We start from the raw sequence: 24,495 nt of genomic DNA on the forward strand, positions 1-24,495 counted from the left end.
GGTTCCCTTTCTGCTGGGGTGGAGGGGATGGAGTGTGCTCAGGCGTCCAGCCGGGCAAATGCCACATTGCCCTCCGCCGCGGCCGTCACGAGGATCCTGCCGCGGCCGTCCCGGGCGGCGAGTGCGTCGGTGAGGTGGCGCAGCGGGGTGAGCGCTCCGGCGCCCGCCGGGGAGGCCGTGAGGTCCGCGCAGCGGTTGCCGAGCCAGGCCAGGACGGCTTCGCCGACCGGCGAGTCGTCGACGACCGCGTCGACCCGCGGGGGCCCGTCCGCCTCTTCGGTCAGGGCGTGCCAGGCGTTCTCCAGTGAGCGGTGCGCAGAGGCGCCGGGTGCCAGGAACGCGTCGCGGATCCGCACGGTGCCGTACGAGGGCGCCGACGGCCGGGCGTCCGGGCGGGCGCAGATCAGCGCGATGGCTCCGGTGTCACTGCCGTCGGCGCCCGGCTCACCGGCCGGCAGCGTCTCCTCGGTCGCGCCGACGACCAGGACGTCGGCCCGGTCGGCGGCCAGTGCCCTGGCACCGGCGCCGAGCGCGTCCAAGGCTGCGGTACGGGGTGAGTTGACAGTGAGCGTGAAGCCGTTGACCCGGTGTTCCGTGGCGAGCCGGGACGCGAAGAGACTCATCGCGAAATACGGCGCGCTCAGCGGGGCGATGGCGTCCGCGCCCTCGTCGATGATCGTGCGGTCCTGCTCCTCCAGCAGTGCCATGCCCGCGTTGTCCGTGCCCACGACGACGCCACGGCGTTCGGCGCCGACGGCGGACAGGGCTCCGTCCGCGTCCGCCAGGGCGTGTGCGGTGGCGGCGAGCAGGTACTGACAGGCGGAGGGCAGCCGCTTGTAGCCGCGGCCCGGCAGTGCGGCTGCCACGTCGAGCCAGCCGGGGCCCGCGGTTCCGGTGACGGCGGGGTTCAAGGCCTCGGTGGGTTTGTCGGTGCCGGGCAGGCAGACGCCCACTCCGAGCACGCGCAGCGCGCTCATGCGACGGCTCCCCGCGAGCCGGTGTCCTGGGATGCGGGATCGCGGCGCGCGGCGATCGCCCGGCCCGTCCTGCCCCGGTGTCCGGTGCCGGCTCGTGGCACGCCCGACAGGACGAGCGAGACGTTGTTGCCGCCGAAGGCATAGGCGTTGACCAGGACGGCGTCCTCGCGAAGCGGCACCGGCCGGTCCTGCGGCAGCCACACCGTACAGCGCGGGTCCTGCGCGGTGACCGGAGCGTTGGCCGGCACGTGCCCGTGGTGCAGCATCAGCGCCGCCGTCAGCACGCCGAACGCGCCGGCGACTCCCGCCGTGTGTCCGATCATGGCCTTGAGGCTGAACAGGGGGAGCTCCTCGCAGTGTGCGCCGAACACCGCGCGCAGCGCCTCGCTCTCCACGACGTCGTTCAGCGGGGTGCCCGTGCCGTGCGGCACCACTCCCCCCACGTCGTCGGGGCGCAGACCCGCGTCGGCCAGGGCCTGGCGCATACCGCGCACGGCCTGGGTGCCGGCGGGGTCGGGAGCGGTGGGGTGGTGGGCGTCGCAGCTGAACGCGGCGGCCGACAGTTCCGCGTACACCCGCGCCCCTCGGGCCTCGGCGTGTTCGGCCGCTTCGAGCACCAGCATCGCCGCGCCGTCGCCGAAGAGGGTTCCCTGCCGGGCGCTGTCGAAGGGCCGGCAGGCGACCGGGTCGGCGGCGCCGATGCGGTTGAAGACACCCATGCCCACGCGGGTCGGGCCTTCGGCGCCGCCGGTGAGGACCACGTCCGCCTCCCCCGCGCGGATCATGTCCGCGGCGATCGCGGCCGCGTAACCGCTGGCCGCACAGGCGTTGCCGAAGCTGGTGCTGCCGCCGGTGGCGCCGATGGCGGCCGAGACCGCGGCGCAGGTCACCGTCATCGGCGACCATCTGCCGGCGGTCCGTCGCGGGGTGGAACCCTGTTCGGCGGCCCGCCGGGCCTCGTGCCGGCCCGCGTTGCCCATCTCCACGCCCAGAACCACCCGGAGCCGTTCGCGCTGTGCGTCGTCGAGCCCGGCGTCGGACACCGCTTCGTGGGCGGCGGCGATCGCCATGCGGGGACCCGCGGCGAGCTCGACGTGGCCGTGCCGCCCGGGCCCTTCGGGGATGTCGGCCGCGGGCACCAGGTACATCAGCCGGTTGGCCATGTGGGCGTCCGGGTCCGCCACGGGCCGCGGCGAGGCCCCTCCGGAGGCGAGGCCCCGCCAGAAGGCGGGCACGCCCGAGCCCAGAGGGGAGATCGCCCCGAGGCCGGTGACGACCACCCGGCGGCCTCCTGCTCCCCGGTCGCTCACGCCGCCTCACCGACTCCGGTCAGCACCAGTGCGGCAGCCGCGTCGTCCGCGGCTCCTCCGCCACTGGTGGCCAGGACGGGTCCGTGGCCGCCCGCGGCGAGGTGCGCGGCGCCCACTGCGGCCTGGACGACGCCAAGCGCTCCCGAGCAGTGCCCGAGCCGTTCGGTCAGATCCACCGCCGGGGCCGTCGCGGCGTCCTCGGCCGATCCGAGCCACAGTCCTACGGCGGGGGCGCCCTCGTGGAGCACATCGGCGAGGGCGGTGGCGCGGTCGGCGGCCCGTACGCTGCGGGACAGTGCGGCCAGCGGGCGGGCGCCGCGTGTCGCGGCCCGCTCGGATGACTCCAGGACCAGGGCCGCCGCGCCGTCGAGCGGGCTGCGGCCCGAGCCGTCCTCAAGGAGCTTGGCGGCGGGTCCGGTGTGCGGCTCGACCCCGATGACGACGACCGTCTCGGCCCTGCGTACGGCGAGCAGGTTGTGCGCCCAGTACAGGGCGTCGGCTCCGCTCGTCGCCCCGTTGCACACGGTGAGGTTGGGCCCGCGCATCCCGTACCGGATGGCGACCCATCCCGCGATCACGTTGGACGAGGTGTGCGGCAGACCGAGCGGGCTCAGTCCGGTGACCGTGTGTGCGGTGATGGTGTCGACGAAGTCGCAGACGCTGTCGAGGTTGCCGAGGTTGGTGGAGATCACCACGGCCGTGGTGTCGCCGGGTCCGAGGTACGTCTCGCCGTCGTCGGAGAGCAGGCCGGCCTGGCGCAGTGCGGGGCTTACGGCACGCAGGGCGAGCCGCGAGGCACGGTCCTTGTGCCGCATCTCCCGGCCCTTGAGGCCGGTGGCCGGGTCGAAGCCACCGTCGGGGGCGCCGGATGCGAGAAGGTCGGCGGCTTCCCTCAGGCCGGGGATGGCGGTGCCCACCCCGGTGATCACGACGGATGTCGCCGTATCCGCTTGGCGGCGCGCGGTCACGGGCGGTCCCCCTTCTCCAGAACGGCCACGGCGTTGATCCCGCCGAAGCCGAAAGCATTGATCTGTGCGGTGGACAGCCGGGCGGTGGCGGCCCTGTCGCGGACCAGCCGCAGACCGGCTGCCTCGTCGATCGGGTCGGTCAATCCCCGTACGGGCGGGACCACGCCGTGCCGCAGCGCGAAAGCCGCGGTGATGAGGCTGAGCAGCCCGGAGCCGCCGAGGGTGTGTCCGGTCATGGACTTGATGGCGGTGAGCAGGGGGCCCTGGCCGGCGGTCTCGAAGACCCTGGACACCGCGGTCGCCTCTGCCGAGTCGTTGAGCTGGGTGCCGCTGCCGTGCAGCATGACCAGGTCGATCTCGTCGGCCTTCAGCCCGGCCCTGCGGTGCGCGTCCCTGATGGCCCAGGAGATGGTCGTCGGGTCGGGGGCGGTGGGGTGCGAGGCGTCGCAGTTCATGCTGACGCCTCGCACGACGGCGTGGACCTGGCCGCGGGCGACGCCCTGTCGCTGGACGACCACGGCGACCGAGCCTTCGCCCATCAGCATGCCCGCGCGCGCCCGGTCGAAGGGCCGCAGGGCGCGCGGCGTCTCGTTCTGCACCCGGTCGAGCGTCCCGAAGGCGCTCTCCGTGATCGAGTCGGTGCCCGCCACCACCACGGTGTCGGCAAGGCCCAGTTCGATCATGTCGGTGGCCATGCCCAGCGTGTACAGCGTGGCGGCGCAGGCGTTGGCGAACGTGTAGCTGCGCGCGGTGCCGAACCGGTCCCGCAGCGCGCTGCCGAAGTGCAGGTCCCGCAGGGCCAGCGGTGCTCCGTCGCGCCACCACAGTTCGGCCGAGCGCTGTTCCCGCAGGGTCGTTCCGACGAGGACGGGGATGTCGTCGGCCCCGGGGCCCAGACCGGCATCGGTGAGGGCCTGTTCGACCGCGGTCTCCAGCCACCGGGTGGCACGCAGCGGGCGGTCGGCGCCGTCCGCGTCGCGGTCGTCGATCTCGTACGCCTGCTTCGCCCGGTACTTCTCCCTGTCGAAGGCGCGCAGGTCGGCGAGGCCGCTGCGGCCCGCGCACAGGGCGTCGTAGATGGCGCGCGGGTTCCCGCCGATGCTCGCCACGGCGCCGAGGCCCGTGATGTCCCAGCTCATCGGCCCACCGCCGCATCCCGGTCGGCCGACGCCCGCAACCGGTTGCGGGCGAGCTTTCCGGTGGACGTGGTGGGCAGCACGTCGATCACCTCGACCCTGGCCGGGCGCTTGAAGGGCGCCAGGCGGGTACGGAGCAGGGTGAGGATCGACTTGCGGACGACGCTGGGATCGACCCCGGGCACCGGGACGGCGTAGGCCACGGCCTGGTCGAGTCCGTTCTCGTCGCTCACGGCCACGACCGCGCACTCCGCCACCTCGCCTGCTTCGCGCACGACGGCCTCGATCTCGCTGGGGGCCACCTTGTAGCCGCCCATGTTGAGCAGGTCGTCGGCGCGGCACAGGTACCAGAACTCGCCGGTGTCGTCGCGCCGGACGATGTCGCCGGTGTACGCGCCCCCGTCGGCGAAGGTCCGGCGGGTGGCCTCGGTGCGGTTGAGGTAGCCGAGTGCCACGGAGGGTCCCGCGACGTGCAGCACGCCCTCGCTTCCTTCCGGGAGCAGTCCACCCTTCTCGTCCCGCACGGTCGCGGTGATGCCCGGGGCCGGCTGGCCGGTGGCCCCCGCGATGATGGCCGCGGGCGGGGTGGCGACGACGATGTGCAGGGCCTCGGTGGCACCCAGACCGTTGACCAGCGGCACCCCGAACGTCCGGTGCACCTGTTCGGCGAGCGCGGCCGGGCAGTGCTCGCCCGCGGTGACGGCCAGCCGCAGCGAGGAGGTCGCCTCGGTGCCGTGGGCAGCGGCCAGCGCCAGCAGGGCCACGTACATCCTGGGCACGGAGAACAGCACGCTCGGCCGGTGGCGGCGCATCGCGCTGTGGACGGCATGCGCGTCGACGCCACCGCGCAGCACCACGGTGCGGGCGCCGGCGGCCAGCGGCAGAATGAGGGAGTTGCCGAAGCCGTACCCGAAGGACACCTTGGCGGTGGAGAGCACCACGTCGTCCGGGCCGAGCCCGACCAGCGAGCCGACCGAGGCGGCGACCGCTTCGATGCCGGTGGCGGCGTGCAGCACGCCCTTGGGCGAGCCGGTGCTGCCGGAGGTGTACTGGATCAGAGCGGGCTGCCCGGCGGCCCAGTCGGCCTCCTGCGCCACGGTTGCGGGGGTGTACGCCGGGGCGTCGGCGCTCGTGAAGGCGGTACGCACGTCGTCGCCCGTGATGTGCGGGAGACGGCCGATGTCCTCGCCCAGCTCGCGCCGGGCGGCGTTCGGCAGGTCGAAGTGCGCGAACCCGGCCTCGCAGTCGGCGGCCATGAAGCGCAGTTCGGCATCGGACAGCGCGGGGCTGACCGGCACGGGCACGCAGCCGTGCCACCACAGGCCCAGGATCGCCACGGTGGTCGCCACCGAGTCGTCGGCCACCACCAACCCCCGGGTGCCCGCGGGCACCTCCCGCTCGCGCAGGACCCCCGTGTAGCGGGTCACCGCGTCGTGGAGCTGCGCATACGTCACCTCGCCGACGTCGGGGTCCACATGGCTGACGCGGTCCCCCGCGCCTGCCCGTACGTGCTTGCCCACCAGTAGTTCCACCAGTTTCATCGCGGACCTTTCCTCGGGGACGTCACTTCCACGGCAACGGCGTTGCCGCTGCCGAGGGCCAGCACGAGGACGCGCGGGCCCGGTTGTTGTGCAGAGCTGCGGACGGCGGTCAGGGCGACCGCGGTGACCAGGGCGGCGACGCCACCGGCAGCCCCGAGGTCGCCGAACCGCTCCTCGATGCGCAGCGGTGGCGCGCCGCACAGCAGGGCCAGGGACCGGGCGGCGGGGGTCTCCGTGGCGGGCGCGGACAGGACCAGCCGATCCGGCGGCCCGTCCAGTCGTTCCAGACAGGAGCGGACGAAGGTGTCGATGCCGTGGCGCGTCGAACGGGCCCTGAGAACCGGCCTGACGGCCGTTTCCCCGTCCTCCGGGGAGCCCCGGCGGAGCACCGCGCACAGGGCGCCCTCTCCCGGCTCGCCGCCGGGGCCGCGCCGCCAAACGGATGCGTCGGCCGACCCTCCGACCACGACGCGCTCGCACCCGCCGCGCGTCAGCATCCGTACGGCTTCGGTGACGGCGTGGGCGCCGGCGTCCTGCGCACCGGTCACGTTCAGGTACGGCCCGTCGAGGCCGAGCCGCACGGAGACCGCCGTCGCGGGCGCGGTGAACGCGGAGTGCGCGGTGCGCCGTGGGGAGACCCGTCCCGGCCCCCACCGCGGGATGTCGGCGCAGGTCTGCGCGTAGGCGGCCAGGCCCGCGGTGGACGAGGCCCACACGGTGGCGGTGCTGCCCCGTGCCCCCGGCGTCCGGGGTGCCCGGGCGGACGCGGCTGCCATGGCGTCGGTGGCGGCGGCGAGCGCGTGCTCGTGTTCCGGCGCCTCGTGCGCGAAGTCGTGGAGGGAGGACGGTTCGAGCAGATCGACGAGGCCTGCCGCGGCCGGCAGTCGCACGCCGAGCCCGGCCACGGTCACCGCTGTCTGCCGCTGGGGGGAGCCCGGGGCGGTGCGTGCCACGGTGTCAGGCCGCATGCTCGCCCCCGACCGCGCCGAGCAGTAGTGCCGACACTCCGCCGCCGAGCCCGAAGGCGAGGCTGAGGACGGTGGCGAGGGACGCCGCGCGGCCCTGCGGCGGTACCAGGTCCAGGCCGGTGCAGGCCGGGTCGGGGCGGCGGAGGGTGGCATTGCCCGGCACGTGTCCCGCGGCCATCGCCAGCACCGCCACCACCGCTTCGAGCACTCCTGCCGCGCCCTGGGTGTGACCGAGCATGCCCTTGAGTGAGGACACGGCGGGCCTGCGCCGCCCGTCCCCGCCGAGGGCGGAGCCGATCGCCCTCGCCTCGACGCCGTCGCTCGCCGGCGTACCGGTGCCGTGCGCGCACACCCAGTCGATCTCCTCGGGTGCACGGTCCGCGGCTCGCAGACAGGTGCCGATCGCCCGGACCAGCGCTTCACCGGTCGGCCGCGGCCGGGTGAGATGGTAGGCGTCGGCCGCGGCCCCGTACGCCAGGAGGACCGCCAGCGGCACGGCTCCTCGTGCTGCGCAGTGTGCGGCGCTTTCCAGGATCAGGACGGCGGCGCCCTCGGCGGGCTGCATGCCGAGCCGGTCGGCGTCGAAGGGGCGGGCGACGTCGGGAGCCAGCGCCCGCAGTGTGGTGAACATGGCGAACACCTCCTGGGAGAGCTCTTCGGCGCCGCCGCATATCGCGACGTCCACCTCTCCCTCGGCGATCGCGGCGGCGCCGCATGCCACGGCATCGCCGCCGACGGAGCAGCCGGAGGCCAGCAGGACCACGGGCCCGTCTACGGAGACGACCTCGCCCACCAGGTCGAGCAGCCGTTGCGGCTCGGCCCAGTCGGTGCCCTCGGGAGTCAGTCCCGTGGAGGTGATGCCCCGGTCCAGGACCGGCCTGGTGCCCATGACTGTCGCGGCGAAGACGCCGGTACGGGCGCCGCGTACGGTGCGGGTGAGTTCCGCGCCGTGTGCCGCTTCCGCCACGGCGGCGGCCAGGCAGCGCGCGGCCAGTGAGGGGTGCCGCGGCACAAGGGCGTCGAGGCGGGACAGCGCGGACGGGGGGATTTCCCCGGCGCGGTGCGAGGGGTAGCCGGTGGTGTCGAAGCGGGTGACGGGTCCCGTGGTCACCCTGCCCGCGCGTACGGCCTCCCACAGCGCCCGGTGGCCCAGTCCGGCCGGCGACACGGCGCCGACCCCGGTCACCACGACGTCCGCACGTCCCGGGAGACCTGCGACGGCAGTCGCCATCAGGCAGCCTTCCCCTTGTCGCGCAGCAGTGCCAGCACGGCGGCGGGCGACGTCATTGCGGCCGCCTCGTCGGGACTCACCGAAATGTCGAACTCCCGCTCCACCCGAACCGCGATTTCGACCTTCTCAAGGGAGTCCGCCGCCAGATCGTCGTAGAAACTGGCGTCCGCTTCCACGAGTTCGGCGTCGATCTCCAGGACTTCGGCGACTATCCGGCGCACCCGGTCGAGAGCGGATATCTTCTGCACCTCGGACATTGACCGTTCCTCAATTCCAGTTAGCAGCCGCGGCAATTGCCTGCGCCGCGTTCAGCCGGGGATCGCACAATGTGGTGGAGCGGCCGTCGCGGCCGGCGAGTTCCGACGCATCGGCGACGCATTCGTCCACCGCGTCGGGGGTGGTCTCCAGGTGCAGGCCGCCCGGAATGGCGCCGATTTCGCGCAGGGCCGCCTGGAATTCGCCGATCTCCTGGGTGACGGACGTCAGCAGCCGCGTCTTGCGCCCGCTCGCCGCCCGTACGGTGTTGCCGTGCATCGGGTCGCACAGCCAGACCACCGGGTGCCCCGCCTCTCGCACACGGGCGGCCAGGGCGGGCAGACGACGGGCCGCCTCCCCGGCTCCCATCCGGGAGATGAGCGTCAGGCGCCCCGGCGTGCGCTCCGGGTCCAGGAGCCCGCACAGCCACAGCAGTTCGTCCTCGGTCATGCTGGGACCGACCTTGCAGGCGACCGGGTTGGAGACCACGGCCAGCATGCGCACGTGCGCGCCGTCGAGCTGTCGGGTGCGGTCGCCGATCCACGGCCAGTGCGTGGACGTCAGCAGCAGCTCGCCCTCACGGCCGCGGCGCAGTTGCGGCAGTTCGTAGTCGAGCACCAGTGCCTCGTGGCTGGTCCACACCGGCACCCTGGTGATCTCCTGCTGCCTGCGCAGGTAGGCCATGGCGGTGGTCGCGGCCTCGTGACAGGCGAGCATGCGCAGCGGATCGGGCCTGCGGTCCTCCTCGGTCTCCTTGGGGCCGTTGACCAGGTGCCCCCGGTAGACCGGCAGTTCCACCCCGTCGACGATCTCCGTCGAGCCGGATCGCGGCTTGGCGAACTGGCCGGCGAAACGGCCCACTCTCAGCACGGGCAGCCCGGAGCCGATCTGCATCACCCCGGCGAGAGCGTCCAGCAGGCCGACCTTGCGGCCCAGATGGGAGGGTGTGCACTCGGCCGGGTCCTCGGCGCAGTCGCCCGCCTGGACGACCTGCCTGCGGCCTTGGGCGACGTCGGCCAGGGCCGAGCGCAGGGCGTGGACCTCGTCGGCGTCCACGAGTTCCGGCAGGCGGGCGAGGTCCCTCCTGATGCCGGTGACGAGCCAGTCCTCGTTCCAGGCGGGCTGCTGACGGGACGGCAGCAGCCGCCAGGACCGCATCTCGTCCTCGGTCAGTGCGGAATGGGATTCGGTGAGTCCGGCCCACTTGATGGCGACGTTCATAAAGGTTCGATCCCCGTATCCCCTGTCGGCCGCCTCGGAACAGAGCACGTGATCGAGGCGCAAAGTGAATCGTCGATGTCCGGCGGGCTACAACCGAATGACGCTGAGGTTGACCGATTCGTACGACCTAATTCCCGGCGCGAACAGCCGAGTTCGACGTGGTCGGTTGATTTCGACTGTAGTCGTACGGAAGCCCCTGCGGGCTACCCATGCAAGTAGCCCGACACGGTTGACAACCTACTCACCCACCGCAGGGCACCACGTATGTGAGTAGTGGCCCGCACCCCGCCCTGCTGCAAGACTGAACCGCAACGCGGGAGAAGCGTGGGAAAGAAGAGCGGGACAGGAGGCGGCGGCCACGGGCCGCCGCCGCGCGAGTTTCCGGGGAGTTTCTGTGAATCAGATGAACACGGCACATCTGCACGCCTTGTTGGGTCCCGGCGCACCGCCGTTCGCCCTGCTCCACCGACCGCATTCCGCGGGCCACCAGGACGTCGAGCTGCTGCTCGGGGAGGTCACGGAGGTACCGCGGCTGGGCGACCTGCCGCTGCCCTCGGGCCCGCCGTCGCACGGAGCCGGGGACCGCCACGATCTGGTGGTGCTGGTTCCGTACCGGCAGATAGCCGAGCGCGGATACGCGCACCAGGACGACGGCACTCCGCTGCTCGCCATGACGGTGGACGAGCAGGTCAGGCTGAGCGTCGAGGAGACGCTGGCCACCATCCCCGACCGGCCCTTCGAGCTGGCCGACGCCGGCTTCGACACCGACGACGCCGAGTACGAGACGATCGTCCGCAAGATCATGAGCGAGGAGATCGGGCGCGGCGAGGGCGCGAACTTCGTCATCAAGCGCTCCTTCGTCGCCACCGTCGAGGGGCCCGGCACCGAGGCCGCGTGGACGGTGTTCCGCCGCCTGCTCGCCGGTGAGGCCGGCGCGTACTGGACCTTCCTCGTGCACACGGGGACGCGCACCCTGGTGGGCGCCACACCCGAGCGGCACGTCGCACTGAACGACGGCACCGTCACCATGACCCCGATCAGCGGCACCTACCGCTACCCCGCCGCCGGCCCCACCGTCCCCGAGGCGCTCCGTTTCCTGGCGGACCCCAAGGAGACGGATGAGCTGTACATGGTGGTCGACGAAGAGCTGAAGATGATGGCGCGCATCTGCGAACCCGGAGTCCGGGTACGCGGCCCCTACCTGCGGGAGATGACGCGGCTGGCCCACACCGAGTACCACCTCAGCGGGCGCACCACGCGCGAGGCGGGCGACATCCTGCGCGAGACGATGTTCGTGCCCACCGTCACGGGCAGCCCGCTGGAGAACGCCTGCCGGGTCATCAACCGGTACGAGGCGGACGGCCGCGCCTACTACAGCGGGGTGCTGGCCGTGATCGGCCGGGACGGGAACGGCACGCGGCGCATGGACTCCGCGGTACTCATCCGCTGCGCCGACATCGACGCGCGCTCCCGGCTGCGGATCGGCGTGGGGGCCACACTGGTGCGGCACTCCGACCCCGGCTCCGAAGTGGCCGAGACCCGCGCCAAAGCGGCGGCTGTGCTCCAGGCCCTGCGCGGCGACGTCCGGCAGGGGCCGGCCGAAGGCCCCGCGCTCGGCGGGGACAGCGGAGTCCTCGGCTCCCTGGCGGACCGCAACCGGGCTCTCGCCCGGTTCTGGCTGGAGCCGTTCGACGAGGCGGCGTACCGAGACCATCGGAAGGTGCTGGACGGCAGGCGGGTCCTGCTCATCGACGGTGAGGACACCTTCACCGCGATGCTCAACCACCAACTGCTCGCTCTGGGCCTGCACGTCACCGTCCGGCGCTTCGACGATTCGTACGAACCCGCCGCGCATGACCTCGTGATCGTGGGCCCCGGGCCTGGCGATCCGCGCGAGTGGAACGCCCCGAAGATCGCCACCCTGCGCCGCACCGTCCGCGAAGTCCTGACCGCCCGGCAGCCGTTGCTGGCGGTCTGCCTCGGACACCAGGTGCTCTGCGCGGAGCTCGGGCTCGACCTGGTCCGCAAGAACCCGCCCAACCAGGGGCTGCAGCGGCGGATCGACTTTTTCGGCCGTCCGGCCACGCTTGGCTTCTACAACACCTACGCGGCCCTCTGCACCACCGACCGCTTCGCCGGCCCGCACGTCCCCGAGGGCATCGACGTGAGCCGGGACCCGGACAGCGGCGAGGTCCACGCGCTACGGGGCGAACGGCTGCGCTCCACGCAGTTCCATCCGGAGTCGCTGCTGTCCGAAGACGGTCTGCGCATCCTCGCCGACGACCTGTCGGCGCTGCTGCGCGCGCCGGTCCGCGCAGCGGGCTGAACGAAAGAAGGGGCGGGTGCCGGGCCCCCGCCGCCTGCGCTGTGGACGGGCCGATGCCGACGCCGCGCCGCTGCCGTCCCAGACCTCGAGCGAAAGCGCACGTGATGTCACGCACCCCCAGGCACGCAGCCCCGACGAACTCCGGCGGACGTGGTCTCGTCCTGGCTCTGGGCCTCTCGACCATGATCGTTTCGATGATGCAGACCCTGGTCATCCCGATTCTGACCGTGGTCCAGAAGGACCTGTCGCTGTCCTCCTCCACGACGAGCTGGCTGGCCACCTCGACGCTGCTGTCGGCCGCCGTGTTCACCCCGCTGCTCGGCCGCCTGGGCGACATGCGCGGAAAGCGGCCCGTCCTCCTGGGTGTGCTGGGGGTGACCGTCGTCGGCTCCGCGCTGGCCGCCACCACCAGCTCACTGCCGCTGCTTCTCCTCGCCCGCGCGATGCAGGGAGCATCGACGGCGATCTTCCCGCTCGGACTGTCGGTGCTGCGCGACGAACTGCCCGCACGTCGACTGCCGGGGGCGATGGGGCTGGTCAGCGGGACCCTGGCATTCGGCAGCGGCCTCGCTCTGGTCGGCGCGGGGCTGCTCTCGCAGGGACCGCACCCGGACTATCACCGGGTCTTCTGGCTGGCGACCGTCCTGTCCCTGTTCGCGCTGGCCGTTGTGGCGATCGCCGTCCCGCCGTCCCACTCCTGCGTCGGTGGCCGTACGGACTGGTGGGGAGTGACGACACTCGCCGGCGCTCTGGTCCTGCTTTTGCTGCCCGTCTCGCAGGGCTCCGCATGGGGGTGGACCTCGGCGCGCTGCCTGGGACTGCTGGCGGGCGCGGTGGTACTCACCGCCGCGTGGGTGCTCGTCGAACGCCGGGTGCGCCAACCTCTGGTGGACATGCGGATGTTCGCCCTGCGTCCGGTGGTCTTCACCAATCTCGCCGGCGTGCTCCTGGGGTTCGGCATGTTCACCCAGTTCATCGGCATCTCGTACCTGGTGCAGACGCCACACCGGATCGCGGGGTACGGCTTCTCTGCCTCGGTGCTGGACGCCGCAGTGGTCTACTTGCTGCCCGGCACCGTCGCGTCGCTGATCGCCGCGCAGCTCAGCGGTGTGCTGGTCCGGCGGATCGGCGCCCGAGTCACCCTGGCCGTCGGCGCCGGGTCGGGCGTCCTCGGCTTCGGCTGGCTGGCCGTCGGTCACGGCAGCCCCGGGAGCGTCGTGGCGGCGGGGCTGCTCACGGGTATCGCGGTCAGCTTCGGCTTTGCGACGCTGCCCGCGTTCATCGCGGCGGGCGTCCCCGCCCACCAGAGCGGCATAGCGAACGGCATCAACTCGATCGCCCGCTCCCTGGGCAGTTCGCTGGGCAGCGCCGTCATCACCGCACTGCTGAGCGCCCGCCTCCTCACCGGCCTGCCCCCCGGTACGCCTCCGGTGCCCGCGGAGGGCCAGTACACCCTCTCCTTCGCTCTCGGCGCGGCCGCCTTCGCCCTCGTCGTCCTCATCGCCCTCACCGGCCTGCGGATCAAGACGGTTGCGCACCACAAGGTCGTCCGCCACGCGGGCGTCGGGGCCGAGTTCAGCCGAAACTCCTCGCGAATGCATGGCACACCGGCACCCGGGCACCCGCCTCGCCAGGCGCCGGGACAGATCCGCGAGAACCAGGAGACCCCATGATCCGCAAAACCGTGACCTGCGACCGTGAGAGCTGCCTCGCCCTCTACCTGGAGCCCAGGGAGCCGAAAGACGCTCAGTTCGAGGACATGGCACTTGAGGCGGGCTGGGTCCTGCAGCCGGCGGCCCTGGCCCTGCCCGGCTACCCCGCCCGGCCGGACGTCCTGGCACACCTCTGCCCCGCCTGCGCCGCTGGGCGCGGTCCCGTCCGCGAACGCGGAGCATGCCCCACCTGCAGCGGCACCACCGAAGACCTGGAGGCCGGCTCCACCTGCCACTACTGCCGGAAAGTCGCCCCCCACCTGGCTGACGAATGGTGTTGATCCGCGGATCTCGTCGCCCTGCTCGCGCAGCAGACCGCGACGTAGGCGGCGTCCGTGTCGCAGCAGAGGTACGCCGGGGCGACTGAGCTGACCGGCTCCGGGTGCGGGTGCGGGTGCTGACCGCTCCCCCATCCCGTCAGTTCCGGTCCGTCCCGGTTGGCCCCGGTCGGCCCGTCAGTCCCTGTCGGCCCCAGTCAGCGCCGCAACCACAAGTCGCTGTTGCCGGCGATGACCACCATTCCGTTCGCCAAGGTCGTCACGGCGGCGGGCGGCTGCGCGTGGCAGCCCAGTTCGCCGCGCTGCCATCCTGCCGGAGTTCCGTCGCCGGTCCAGACCGCACCGCAGTACGTCGCCGCGGACTGCGGGGACTTCCCCGGCACGCGCAGACTTCCCACCATGATCGGGTGTCCCTGGGCGTCGACGGTCGCCGCGACGACGCCGCCGGCACCCATGGCCGTGGTGTCGGCCTTCGTCCAGGTGGCGCCATCGGTACTGGTGAGGAGCACGGGCACATTGGGCTTCGTCGAGGCCCCCGAGATGTCCCCCACGGCGAACCAGCGTCCAGCCACCCGGAACGCGCCGCGCATTCTCGTACCCGTCGGCAGCCCGTGCACGATCGCTCCCGTCCAATGCGCTCCGCTGTCGGAGGAGTGCCAGATGACCAGAGTGCCGGTGGCCTCCTGGGTGAAGGCGTTCGAGGAGTAGCTGCCGACCGCGATCACCTCCCGGCCATCGGCCGCCATCGGGCCGACCGGTGTCCGGTTCCCGCTGCCCGCCTGCGCCGGCAGAGTCACCCGGTGCACGGTCGTGCCGCGGTCGTCGGAGGCGTACAGAAAGGGCCCGGTGGCGCCCGAGACGGTCTCGCTCCCTCCGATGAGGAGCCGGCTCCCGCTGCGAACCGCCGAGCTGACCGTCCCGCGGTCCGAGGTGTCCGACTCCTTGAGAGCCCAGGGCAGTTCGAGATCTGCCAACTGCCTTACCTGGCCGTCGTGTTCGCGGAGACGGACCACGCTGGATACGAAGAACTGGGACCCGTCACCCCAGTCGACCACCGCCTGGGCCGGCACTCCGCCGCCGGGAGCTCCGTGCCGCATCGAGTTCGGAACGTCGGATTCGTCCTTGGGTGAACGGGCAGGGTCGGGGTGCAGCGTGAGCTTGGTGCAGTCCGCGTTGCCGGACCAGTTGACGGGCACGTACCCGTAGCCGTTGGCGTATGTGCCGATGCCCAGTACGCAGTTCCCCTGCCGGGCGAGGAGCTGGAGTCCCTCGCCCGGCGCGACGTAGTCCTCGTCCTTGGATCCGGGCCACTGCACACTGCCGGGGTAACGCTCAAAACCCAGCTTCTCGGCCCCCGCACCACCCACTCCAGGCGGTGAACCGGCCGTGCGCGTGCCGCAGCCCGACATCGAAACCATCAGTACGGCGACCCCCGCGTACGCCGCGAGGCGCACCCTCCCCCGGTGAAGAAACATGGGGACACCCTAGCGATCACGGCGACAGCCGGGGCGGGCGACGTCGGGGCCGGTGATGGGCATGGCTCGAGTTCGCGGGGCTGGAATGCGGCCAAGTGGTGCTGCAGCAGGAAGTTGGGTCGAGAGCGCGTGGCAGCGCAGGATTGGTGTTCGCAGCAGTCCATGCGCCGGCATGATCTGGGGTCATGATGTCGAGCCACAGGCGTGGGTTGTAAGAACTCGCAACAGAATGCGTCGTCGTCCGAGTGGGGGCTGGTGCTTACGCTGCCCGATGCCGCAGGCAGACCAAAGTGCGACGACATGGGAGAACATCACGAGCGCCATCCCATTGCTTGAGGACGTCGATCGCATCGAGATCGCCTCCCAGCCGGTTCACGCGCTCAAAGCGCGCGCGTACTTGCGGCGACAGCGCGCTGATCTGGCTGAGAAGCTCGTGCGTACGGATGTCTACCGACCTGGCGAGTGGATCGTCGCCAAACCCCTGCTCGCTCTGTACGGACTTTGGACACTCCGCGGGCTCAAGGCCGATGAACGGAAGATTTCGCTGTAAGCGGCTGTTGTCGCAGCGGCGTCTCAAACGGCGGTTCTTGGGCCGGCGCCAGCAGATGCGTGCGCATACGAGGGTGAGCAACGCCTGGCGGTGGACGGTGCCGCTGCCACCGGTGTCGGCGAAGCATGCGATGGCCTATGCCATGAACGGGGCGAGGACGCGACGGGGCTGCGGCCGCGGGCGGAGGCGAGGAGGATGGCGCGGTCGGTGTCGCGGAAGCGGCGCACGGCCTTACGGTCCAAGTGGAGACGACGGTCGATGGCACTGAAGGTCCGGCCGGCGTTCACGAGGCGTCGGATGTCGGCGTGACGCTGCCTGGTCCGCTCGATGATCTGGAGTTCGGCGGGCGGCAACTCGGCGGCCGGCTCCACGGCCGAGCGCAGCGGTCTCCTCCTCGGCACGTTTCCGCAGGCAGGAGCGGTGTTGATGACAGGTATTCTCCTCGACGTCCGCGCCGAGGGTCCGCCGGTGATCTGCCACCGCCAGGGCGTCCGGCGCGGCTTCCTTGATCGCTTTTGCTGTAAGCGTGGCACGTCCCTGCACATGACCTCGACGCCGGGATGCGCGGTGAGCCATGCGGCAAAGGTGTCGGCCTCATGGCCAGGCAGGCAGGCTGGCAGGCAGGACGTCGACGACGCGGTCGGATCGTGAGGATTTCCGCCACTCCGTAGCCCTTCTCGACGGGTGGGTTACAGCCCGGCCAGGGAAAATCGGCTCCATGGCCTCGAAAAGGGAACTCGACCACACTCCTGACGGGCACTACGTCAGCATCGACGGACGCAAGTGGCGGGCGACCGACCCGATGCTCCCTGAGGACATCGCGGCCCGGTTGCGCGTCCACCTCATGGCCGCCCGGCGTGCCGTGCGATCAGCCCTGTCGGAGGAGGACCAGGAGGCCGTACGGGTCGCCCGTGGACGCGTACAACGTGCGAAGGTCGCTCTCGGGGAGCGTGGCACCGCCTGGTGGGAACAGAGTGTGGACCAGCGGCGCCGTCGCTGGGAAGACGGCCTGGCCACGCTGGACGAGTCCGGTCCTCCATAATTTCTCACCACCCTGCGAGGTGCACAGTGCGCAGTGACTGAGACACCAACACCGGGGTCCTACGCTTCAACCACTGACGCGCCGCTCACCCCGCTCTACTACCAGGCAGTGTTCACTGGCCTTTCCCTCACGCCGGAGCGGACCCGCGGTCTCGTCTCGACGCTGCTGAATGCTTGACGGTACGGGCCTGCGTGACCGGCGGCCGAGTTGAATGCAGCCGCCCCGGTGCCGGCACTGCCAGTGGCCGGAACCCAGCCCCCGCCAGTACCCGCCCACACGTATGGCCGTCTAGGTTCTGCTCTCGACGCCTAGATGGCATGACGAGGCGACTGGCTGGCACAGCCTGAAAACGGCGTGGGTCGCGACAACTGGGCGAAACCGAGACGAGAGGACTGGTGTGCGTGAAGGGTCAAGTCGGAGGCAGAGGGAGCCGTTCCGTGACAGGAATGTTCCGCGGCAGGATCGCTGCGTTGGCGGGAGCGGTCGCGTTGCTGGCGGCGGTCGTCACCGGCGCAGGCGCAGGGACGGCAGGAGCAGTGGACAGCGGCATGCGGACCGCTGCGGTGGGGGGATGGACCTGCCCCGGGGTGCCTGTTCCGCCCGGGTACGTCATCACGATGTTCAACATCAGCGGGTGCAACGGCGCGGGGGCCTGGCTGCAGCAGCCGGTCCGTGACGGCATATGGACGTGCTCGGGGTCGCCGATCGTGTCGGGGTACGTCATCACCAACTACGACCGCAACGGCTGTAGCGGAGTGGGAGGTTGGTACCACCAGTTGGTGCGCAACGGCATCTGGACCTGCCCCTACTCCCCCATCCCGGCCGGTTACCGCAGCACCACGTATGACGCGCGCGGATGCAGCGGTCTCGGCGCGTGGCTCACCATTCGATCCTGACGCAGGTCGCGAAGGAGTGCCCGGCCCGACGCCCGATGCTCCTCGGCGAGTGCCGTCCCATTGCTTCCGGCCAACTTGGGCCAACGACAGCCGGCGCCCCCACCCACAGGACCACAGCCGCAACTGCTGCCGCGCCGCCCACCTTCGATGGGTTTGGCGTGCCGAGTGTGGTGGTCCCTACGCGGGTCCGCCCGACGCCGGCGGCCCCGGCTCCGCCACCGTCCCGCACCCGCACCCGCACCCGCACGCGAACCCGCCGACTTCAAAGCGGCATGTAGCAGCGAATCGTAGTTCCGTCGTCACCACTGTGATGACGGACGAGATCGGCGAGCTGGTGGACGAGGAGCAACCCCCGGCCACCGGGCTGCCGGGGGTTCGGCGGGCGTCGGCCTGCCAGGGGGTCGGACAGCCGGCCGGCGTCATGGACCTCGCAGACGATTCTGCCCTGGTCCCCCCAGATCCTCAGCTCCCCTGAACCGAAGCCGTGGACAACGCTGTTGGTGGTCAGCTCCGCCACCACGAGTTCCACATCTCCCAGGCTCACTCCCGACGCGCCCAGAGTCCGCGCGTGGGATGCGGCGAAGTAGCGGGCGTCGGGGAGGGTCTGGGCGGCGAAGGCGTATGCCGCGGCGTCGAGAGGGGCGGTCAGGGGCTCGTTGTAGCGGGCTACGACCTCATCCGGGTTGTAGGCGGCGGATACGGACTCACCCTCCGCGTCGATCACGATCGGGTGGGTCGCCAGGGCATCGGTAAGGGTTTCCCGATCGAGCCGGGCCGCGTCGTAGGGGCACAGGATGGTCACCCGCCGCCCGGCGAAAGCAGCGTTGATCAGCGCCTCGTGCTGGACGCACGCCGGGTACTCGATGGCGGAACGGCCGAGCCAGATCGGTTCACCGATGATACGGACCCGGTCGGCGGTCATCTGGGCATCGGCGAATTTACGCAGCACGCTGGGGATGATGCGCCCGGGATTGCGGCCGGCCTGGGTCATGTCCACGAAGCGGACCTCCGCCGCTCGTTGGCCCAACCCCTCCCGGATCAGTTCCAACCGGTCCGGCGGGGCGGCCACGGCGGCGGGCTCCCCGGCCTCCAGTCCCTCCAGCAGGAAGGGCACCGTACCGGAGATGTATTGAGCCGTGTCGAAGTAGAAGAGCGCGGGGTGCACAAATGGCTCGCGTGCGGCGGCTGTTCTCATGACGCGGCCATCTCAATCGTGGAGAGTTCGGGCCAGAAGAGCGCAAGGATGCGCGGGAGCCGTGCCGGTGGCCCATGGAGCACGATCCGGTGTCCCGCCGGCAGTCGCTGAGCCGCGACCGCCAGGTCGGTCACCCCGGCCACGTCCACGAAACCCACCCGGGACAGATCTACATGGAGCACATTCGCGCGCTGCTCAAGCAATTGTTCCAGCGCTTGTCGCCAGACATCTCGCGTGGTCAAGCTGATCTCCCCGATCGCCTCCAGCCCGGATTCGCCAGGCGAGTTGTTGATCCTCAGCGTCGCGGCACGTGACGGATCGGCAGGGAAACCGTCCGCGCCAGATGGGCAGCCCATGCTTGTCCTCCACTTCTCCAGCCCCGGGGGGGCGACCGGGCCGCCCTGCCTGATCAGACTGCACGATAGCGGCCTCCGCGCGCAGGCGGGGTGGTGCCCTGCGAAGTCGGCGGGCGCCACGGTCCCTGGCAGAAACGGTAGTTGCTTGCTCGGACGCCAAACGCCAGACGCCAGACGCCAGACGCCATACCGAAGTCGCAGAGCTCAGCACGCACCGTGCGGCGTCAAGGCCAAGGCCAAGCCCATGGCCTTGGCCACGCCCACGCCCACGCCCAGACCCACGCCCACGCCCACGCCCACGGACAGGTAAGCGTGAGACGGGGGCAGACGCATCGTGACGTACTCCGGTGGCAAACGCGGTCGGGAACTCTCCATCGCAAGCCTTCACCCTCGCAGCCGAGGGCGCACACAGGGGTTCCGCGCAAGGATTTGGCAAAGGGGTCTGGCTCGGGAAAGCCCCCCAGCGGAACGTCGTTTCCACGCTCCCTTGCTCGACTATGCTCCCGTTCGCCACCCGCTCCAGCCGTTGTCCGTCCTCCCAGCGCGGTGAACGAACGGGTACTGGCAGACTGCTGGCGTCAGAAGCGACGACGGGCTGCGGAAGCCGCATTGCCGCGTCTTCAGGTGGCACATCAGTGAGGGAGTAGACATGGAGCACATTCGGGACGTGGATATCGCGCTGGATCGTGATGTGTTCCTGAGGACGCTGGTCCGGGAGCTTGCGACGTCGCTGGAGTCGGTGATCGGCCTGGACGAGGCATCGGGCTATATCAGCGTCGTCGGCCAGGCCGTCGGCAGCCAGATCGACGACATGTACCTCAAGGCCCTCGGGGTGGACCGGCTCACCAGTGAGCAGGTGGCCGCGGCCCTGGTCGACCTCAAGCGCCGCATCAACGGCGACTTCTACGTGATCGAACACGACGCGACGAAGATCGTACTCGGCAACCGGGCGTGCCCGTTCGCGGAGAAGGTGGCGGGCCGGGAGTCGATGTGCATGATGACGTCCAATGTTTTTGGCACCATCGCGGCCCGCAACCTGGGCTATGCACGCGTCGAACTCGAGCAGACCATCGCACGAGGCGATGCCGGCTGCCGCGTCGTGGTGCACCTGGTCCCCGACATGGACACCGCCACAGGCCGTGAGTACTTCGGCGATCCGTCCATCCTCCCGTGACTCTCGCCCTCTTCGGGGCCATCGCCAAACTTCTGCCCCACCCGGTGCTGCTGTGCGGGGCCGACGGCCGCATCCTGGCGGCGAATCCAGCAGCCGCCCGCTGTGACAGCCGCCTCGTACCGGGCGCCCTTCTCTTCGATGTGGAAAGTGCGGACGCTCCGCTGCTGCGCACACACCTGGCCGCGTGGCTGCGCAGCGGCACCCCGGTGCCCGGCGCCCTGGCCATCAAGGACGCCGATGGCCGGCTGCGGCGTTTTCGCTGTCATGGTGCACGGGCGCAGTGGTGGGACGGCCCCATCCCGGCTGCCCAACTGCACATGAACCCGCTGGAGGGGGCTGACCAGTTCGTCGTACTCAGCCAGCAAGTGGCCGCTCTCAACCGGGAGGTCGCTTTCCGCCGGTCCCTGGAGACCGAGCGCGCCCGCCTGCTGGCTGCCGAGCAAGCGGCCCGCGCCCGTCTGCAACACCTCTACGCGCTGACCGCCGCGCTCGCCGCCGCGGTCACCGTCACCCAGGTCTGCCGGGCGGTACAGGACACCGCACCTGCCGCGCTGGGCGCCGCGGAAGTACGCCTTCTCCTGCACTCCACGCTGGTGGTGCCGCCCCTGGAACCGGGCGACCGCCCCCGGGCCGCCGCGGGCTGGACGGACCTGGACCTCCCCGCCTCCATCGCCTCTCCGGCCTCACCAGCCTCCCCGGGCTCGACGGCCGTGACGGCCTCCACGGCCGGTGCAGAACCTCTGGAACTCTCCCTGCCACTGGAAGCGGACGGCGTGCGCCTCGGCCGGCTGGCCATCCATGGCGCCGGCCAAGGGACCGCTCCGGAACACGCCACAGCCGTGGCTCAGCAGATCGCTCAGGCGCTGCGTCGTGCGGGTCTGCACGAGCACGAGCACCAGGTCTCCGAACACCTTCAGATGAGCCTGCTGCCCCATCTGCCGAGCATCGCCGGACTGGAAACCGCCACGTGCTACGCCCCGGGCAGCGATCTCCTCTCCGTCGGCGGCGACTGGTACGACGTCTACGACATCGACGCTGAACACATCGGTCTGACCATCGGCGATGTCGCGGGCCACGGGCTGCGTGAGGCCTCCGTCATGGCGCAGATCATCGCCGCACTGCGCAGCATCGTCCCGAACTGCGGTGCACTGCCCGTCAGGGTTCTCGACGAACTCAACGCGTTCCTGGGCCGTTACCATCCCGACGGTATGGCTACCGCGTGCTATCTCATCTTCCATCGGCCCACCCGCGTGCTGACCTACGCCGCCGCCGGGCACCCGCCCCCGTTGCTCATTCACGCCGACGGCACCAGCACCTACCTCGATCAGGCTGTCAATCCTCCTCTGGGGCCCATCCGCGGGTTCGCCTACCGTCAGGCCACCCACACGCTCGCCGAGGACGACACTCTCCTCCTCTACACCGACGGCCTGATCGAACGCCGCCGGGAAGTCATCACGGACGGCCTGGAACGGCTGACCGCGTCCGCTCGCACCGCCGTCGGCCTCGACCTCGCCGACCTGTGCGACCGCTTCCTCAACCACCAGCCCGACGCCGTCTTCCCCGACGACCGCGCTCTCCTCGCCGCCCGCTTCCCCCACACGTAAGAGGGCAAGAAGCGCGCCCGTCTCTGCGCATCACGAGCACACCGTGTGGGGCCGGCACCTGCGGTCCTACGGGCGCGGCCGTCGCGGTCCTGATCGGGCGCAGCGCACGCAGGTGGTGGCGGCGGGACGGATCTCCAGGCGCTCGGGCGGAATGGCCTCGCCGCAGCCTTCGCACACTCCGTACTGTCCTCGTTCGAGCCGTTCCAACGCCTGGTCCACTTCTTCCACGTGTGCGCGTGCCCGGTCCAGCAGGGCGGCCACATGGGCCCGCTCGAATGCGGTACTGCCCCCTTCGGGGTCGTGCTCGTCGTCGACGGCGACCAGGGCGTTCGCCGCGACGATCCCGTCGAATTCGCGGTTGAGCGCAGCCACCCTGGCGAGGGTTTCGGCACGGTCGGCCGTAAGACGCGTATGCGCGGCATCGCTGGACGGGCGGCGCACGACACGGGGGAATGCATCGCTCATAGGTGCAACAACGCCGCTGCCAGGTCCGTAATTCCACGCGTCGCGGCGGTGTCGCGGCCGAACACGCACAGCGACTGAGTGGGGTCAGAAGACCAGGGAGTGCGTGCCCCTCAGGGCCCGGGCCTGGGCCAACAGGCCGAGGACCAACTCCAGCGGGACCGCGCTGAAACCCAGCGTCTCGGGGGTGGGGTCGGTGTTCGTCAGCGCGAGGTGCAGCCGTCCCCGGTGGTCGAGCAGGCTGTGGCCCGCGTAGTAGACCAGCAGCAGGTCGTCGGCCTCCCGCGCCGCGGCGGCCAGTGCCGCTCCGACGCCCTCGACGCCGACCGGGCCCGGCGGCCGGCGCCCTGCCCCAGCCCTGGCAGTTGGTCCGTCGGCAGCCCCGGCCGCCGTCGCCTCGTCGAGTAGATCCACGCGTCCCGTTTGCCGACAGGAATTGGTTGATGGTCGCGGGCCCCAGGCGGCAGGATGTGGGCTGCGAGCCGCATGTGCGGCGAGTTCGGGGCGGCAGGCGGGCGGGGGGAACTGTGGGTATGGCACTGCGCGTGGACGACCTTCTACCGGGCGAGGTCGTGCAGCTGACCAAGAAGGCGAACGCCGTCGTGAACGTTTCCGAGGCTGGGCTGACCCGTTTCTCCCGCGATCAGTTGATGTGGATGGTCGGCATGCAAGGATCGGAGGCGATCGGCGGGAAGCTGTATGTGACGAACTACCGGCTCGTCTTCTGCTCACATTTCGCCAACCGCGCCACCGGCCGGTTCAGCCTCTTTCTGCCCGTCATCTCCGCTGTGCGTGATAGCTCTTGGGGTGTCAGGCGGCAAATCGAGGTCTCCACGAGAACCCATCAATTCTCCTTCATCGCCTGGGGAATCCCTAGGCTGACAGCCACGATCGAGGGTCTCCGCCAGGACTGGAGTCCCGACCGGGTGACGTGGCTTGCCGAGACCGCGACGGCAGAATGCGACAAACTGGGAAAAGGGCTTGCTCCGCGGCCGAGTCAAGCGCTGGGCCAGGGTATGAGCCGCATCGAGTTCGTGGGCGCGATGGGGTTGCTGGAACTTCAGGAACTCGCCCGCCCGGCGTGAACACGCACGGCCCGTAATCGCCATCGCCATCGCCATCGCCACGGCGAGCCCGTCATTGGACGGGGTTATCACCGTCGCGATGAACGCTCCTTGAGACGACGCTGACCGACGGAACGACCTTCATCGGCGACTTTCATCGGGCCGTCCCCGCCCGGCTGCGGGCCGATTGCCGCTCAGGGAGCTTTCACCAGCGGGGGCTCCCCAAGCGGAATGGTCAACGCATCGCGCAGGACGCCGACAGTCTCGGCGCCGATGCGTTCCGCCAGGATGCGTTCAATGACGGCGAGGGTGTCCTGGGCCCGTCGGTGCACGCGAGCGCCCTCGGCAGTGGGTCGGATCAGGCGGCTGCGGGCGGAAGCAGGATCGGGTACCTGCTCCAGCAGCCCCATGCCGATCAGGGCATGAACAGCCTGGTGGGCGGTCTGCCGGGTGACGTTCATCCGGCGAGCGAGCTCCGAGACCGTCGTGCCGTCGTCGTCGAGGGCGGCGAAAACGGCCGCCTGCCCGATGCTGACCGGCCGCTCACCGGCGGCCCGCATGCTGGCCAGCAACGCGTCGTCAAACCAGCGTTTGGTCTCGGCGAGCAGCTGGGGCAGGTTGCGTGCGGGGGTGGTGCTCATGGTTCCTCACGAGACGGGGCTCCGAGCATACCGACCACGCGGGGTGCTCTCACACGATCATCGGCGCAATGTCAGGTAGCCTGACACTTGTCGATTCGTCGTTCCGGAGGTAC

Annotated in this window: 24 protein-coding genes and 1 pseudogene; 10 read left to right on the top strand and 15 right to left on the bottom strand. The window is 71.0% G+C overall.

The genetic code is table 11. From position 1 onward, the window contains the following. Positions 1-38: 38 nt before the first annotated feature. Genes AB0D31_RS18090 through AB0D31_RS18130 form a run of 9 tightly spaced genes read right to left on the bottom strand, consistent with a single transcriptional unit; the run spans position 39 to position 9,544 of the window. Positions 39-977, bottom strand: a complete 939-nt coding sequence (locus AB0D31_RS18090; RefSeq protein ID WP_362723646.1) for a beta-ketoacyl synthase N-terminal-like domain-containing protein — start codon at positions 975-977, stop codon at positions 39-41. Next, positions 974-2,257, bottom strand: coding sequence for a beta-ketoacyl-[acyl-carrier-protein] synthase family protein (locus AB0D31_RS18095; protein WP_362723649.1), 1,284 nt, complete (start codon positions 2,255-2,257; stop codon positions 974-976). The genes AB0D31_RS18090 and AB0D31_RS18095 overlap by 4 nt, the downstream gene beginning before the upstream one ends. 26 nt (positions 2,258-2,283) lie before the next feature. Next, positions 2,284-3,255, bottom strand: coding sequence for a beta-ketoacyl synthase N-terminal-like domain-containing protein (locus AB0D31_RS18100; protein WP_362723652.1), 972 nt, complete (start codon positions 3,253-3,255; stop codon positions 2,284-2,286). Then, positions 3,252-4,394: a beta-ketoacyl synthase N-terminal-like domain-containing protein gene (locus AB0D31_RS18105; protein ID WP_362723655.1), complete on the bottom strand. Its 1,143-nt coding sequence runs from the start codon at positions 4,392-4,394 to the stop codon at positions 3,252-3,254. Before AB0D31_RS18105 ends, AB0D31_RS18100 begins: the two co-directional genes overlap by 4 nt. Beyond that, entirely contained in the window at positions 4,391-5,932 is a 1,542-nt protein-coding gene (locus tag AB0D31_RS18110; protein ID WP_362723657.1) for an AMP-binding protein, read from the bottom strand. Before AB0D31_RS18110 ends, AB0D31_RS18105 begins: the two co-directional genes overlap by 4 nt. Beyond that, positions 5,929-6,885, bottom strand: a complete 957-nt coding sequence (locus tag AB0D31_RS18115; protein WP_362723660.1) for a beta-ketoacyl synthase N-terminal-like domain-containing protein — start codon at positions 6,883-6,885, stop codon at positions 5,929-5,931. Before AB0D31_RS18115 ends, AB0D31_RS18110 begins: the two co-directional genes overlap by 4 nt. A gap of 4 nt (positions 6,886-6,889) precedes the next feature. Continuing rightward, complete coding sequence (locus AB0D31_RS18120; protein WP_362723663.1) at positions 6,890-8,131, bottom strand: beta-ketoacyl synthase N-terminal-like domain-containing protein; 1,242 nt, start codon at positions 8,129-8,131, stop codon at positions 6,890-6,892. Next, complete coding sequence (locus AB0D31_RS18125) at positions 8,131-8,388, bottom strand: acyl carrier protein (protein WP_362723665.1); 258 nt, start codon at positions 8,386-8,388, stop codon at positions 8,131-8,133. Before AB0D31_RS18125 ends, AB0D31_RS18120 begins: the two co-directional genes overlap by 1 nt. 10 nt (positions 8,389-8,398) lie before the next feature. After that, a complete protein-coding gene (locus AB0D31_RS18130) occupies positions 8,399-9,544 on the bottom strand; it encodes a 3-deoxy-7-phosphoheptulonate synthase (RefSeq protein WP_362723751.1) in 1,146 nt (381 codons plus the stop codon). Positions 9,545-10,010: 466 nt separating this feature from the next. Here AB0D31_RS18130 and AB0D31_RS18135 point away from each other — a divergent pair, with 466 nt between their 5' ends. The 3 genes from AB0D31_RS18135 to AB0D31_RS18145 all read left to right on the top strand — a co-directional run bounded on the left by AB0D31_RS18135 (position 10,011) and on the right by AB0D31_RS18145 (position 13,926). Beyond that, complete coding sequence (locus AB0D31_RS18135; protein ID WP_362723668.1) at positions 10,011-11,933, top strand: anthranilate synthase family protein; 1,923 nt, start codon at positions 10,011-10,013, stop codon at positions 11,931-11,933. Positions 11,934-12,037: 104 nt separating this feature from the next. Continuing rightward, the gene (locus AB0D31_RS18140) at positions 12,038-13,606 is read left to right on the top strand and encodes an MFS transporter (RefSeq protein WP_362723671.1); all 1,569 of its coding nucleotides are present in this window, start codon (positions 12,038-12,040) and stop codon (positions 13,604-13,606) included. Beyond that, positions 13,603-13,926, top strand: a complete 324-nt coding sequence (locus tag AB0D31_RS18145; RefSeq protein ID WP_362723674.1) for a hypothetical protein — start codon at positions 13,603-13,605, stop codon at positions 13,924-13,926. Before AB0D31_RS18140 ends, AB0D31_RS18145 begins: the two co-directional genes overlap by 4 nt. 194 nt (positions 13,927-14,120) lie before the next feature. Here AB0D31_RS18145 and AB0D31_RS18150 read toward each other — a convergent pair whose 3' ends face one another. Further along, positions 14,121-15,398: a hypothetical protein gene (locus AB0D31_RS18150; RefSeq protein ID WP_362723677.1), complete on the bottom strand. Its 1,278-nt coding sequence runs from the start codon at positions 15,396-15,398 to the stop codon at positions 14,121-14,123. Between the two features lie 283 nt (positions 15,399-15,681). On the opposite strand from AB0D31_RS18150, the pseudogene AB0D31_RS18155 reads away from it, so the two are divergent. The 4 genes and pseudogenes from AB0D31_RS18155 to AB0D31_RS18170 form a co-directional block, all read left to right on the top strand. After that, positions 15,682-15,948, top strand: a pseudogene (locus AB0D31_RS18155) (YdcF family protein); the annotation flags it as partial. 327 nt (positions 15,949-16,275) lie between these two features. Continuing rightward, a complete protein-coding gene (locus tag AB0D31_RS18160; protein WP_362723680.1) occupies positions 16,276-16,599 on the top strand; it encodes a hypothetical protein in 324 nt (107 codons plus the stop codon). 67 nt (positions 16,600-16,666) lie between these two features. Next, the gene (locus AB0D31_RS18165) at positions 16,667-16,990 is read left to right on the top strand and encodes a hypothetical protein (RefSeq protein WP_362723682.1); all 324 of its coding nucleotides are present in this window, start codon (positions 16,667-16,669) and stop codon (positions 16,988-16,990) included. Between the two features lie 446 nt (positions 16,991-17,436). Beyond that, a complete protein-coding gene (locus AB0D31_RS18170) occupies positions 17,437-17,886 on the top strand; it encodes a hypothetical protein (protein ID WP_362723754.1) in 450 nt (149 codons plus the stop codon). A 262-nt stretch (positions 17,887-18,148) separates the two neighbouring features. Here AB0D31_RS18170 and AB0D31_RS18175 read toward each other — a convergent pair whose 3' ends face one another. Together AB0D31_RS18175 and AB0D31_RS18180 are read right to left on the bottom strand one after the other, a co-directional pair. Then, positions 18,149-19,081 (bottom strand): anti-sigma factor RsbA family regulatory protein, encoded by a 933-nt coding sequence (locus AB0D31_RS18175; protein ID WP_362723685.1) that lies wholly within the window; start codon positions 19,079-19,081, stop codon positions 18,149-18,151. After that, positions 19,078-19,437, bottom strand: coding sequence for an STAS domain-containing protein (locus AB0D31_RS18180; RefSeq protein ID WP_362723688.1), 360 nt, complete (start codon positions 19,435-19,437; stop codon positions 19,078-19,080). The genes AB0D31_RS18175 and AB0D31_RS18180 overlap by 4 nt, the downstream gene beginning before the upstream one ends. A 649-nt stretch (positions 19,438-20,086) precedes the next feature. Here AB0D31_RS18180 and AB0D31_RS18185 point away from each other — a divergent pair. Continuing rightward, positions 20,087-20,611, top strand: coding sequence for a methanogen output domain 1-containing protein (locus AB0D31_RS18185; RefSeq protein ID WP_362723690.1), 525 nt, complete (start codon positions 20,087-20,089; stop codon positions 20,609-20,611). Next, positions 20,608-22,215, top strand: a complete 1,608-nt coding sequence (locus AB0D31_RS18190; protein ID WP_362723693.1) for a PP2C family protein-serine/threonine phosphatase — start codon at positions 20,608-20,610, stop codon at positions 22,213-22,215. Before AB0D31_RS18185 ends, AB0D31_RS18190 begins: the two co-directional genes overlap by 4 nt. Positions 22,216-22,281: 66 nt before the next feature. Here AB0D31_RS18190 and AB0D31_RS18195 read toward each other — a convergent pair whose 3' ends face one another. Next, positions 22,282-22,680 carry a TraR/DksA C4-type zinc finger protein gene (locus AB0D31_RS18195; protein ID WP_362723696.1) on the bottom strand — a complete coding sequence of 133 codons (399 nt, stop codon included), beginning with the start codon at positions 22,678-22,680 and terminating at the stop codon, positions 22,282-22,284. Positions 22,681-22,764: 84 nt separating this feature from the next. Further along, positions 22,765-23,091 carry a hypothetical protein gene (locus AB0D31_RS18200; RefSeq protein WP_362723699.1) on the bottom strand — a complete coding sequence of 109 codons (327 nt, stop codon included), beginning with the start codon at positions 23,089-23,091 and terminating at the stop codon, positions 22,765-22,767. Positions 23,092-23,210: 119 nt separating this feature from the next. Here AB0D31_RS18200 and AB0D31_RS18205 point away from each other — a divergent pair, with 119 nt between their 5' ends. Continuing rightward, positions 23,211-23,762 carry a hypothetical protein gene (locus AB0D31_RS18205; RefSeq protein WP_362723702.1) on the top strand — a complete coding sequence of 184 codons (552 nt, stop codon included), beginning with the start codon at positions 23,211-23,213 and terminating at the stop codon, positions 23,760-23,762. Between the two features lie 173 nt (positions 23,763-23,935). Here the strand turns inward: AB0D31_RS18205 and AB0D31_RS18210 are convergent, their stop codons facing one another. Beyond that, on the bottom strand, positions 23,936-24,382 hold the full coding sequence (locus tag AB0D31_RS18210; RefSeq protein ID WP_362723705.1) for a MarR family transcriptional regulator: 447 nt from the start codon (positions 24,380-24,382) through the stop codon (positions 23,936-23,938). Positions 24,383-24,495: the final 113 nt, after the last annotated feature.

The sequence above is a fragment of the Streptomyces sp. NPDC048361 genome (assembly GCF_040651795.1).
Classification (GTDB): domain Bacteria; phylum Actinomycetota; class Actinomycetes; order Streptomycetales; family Streptomycetaceae; genus Streptomyces.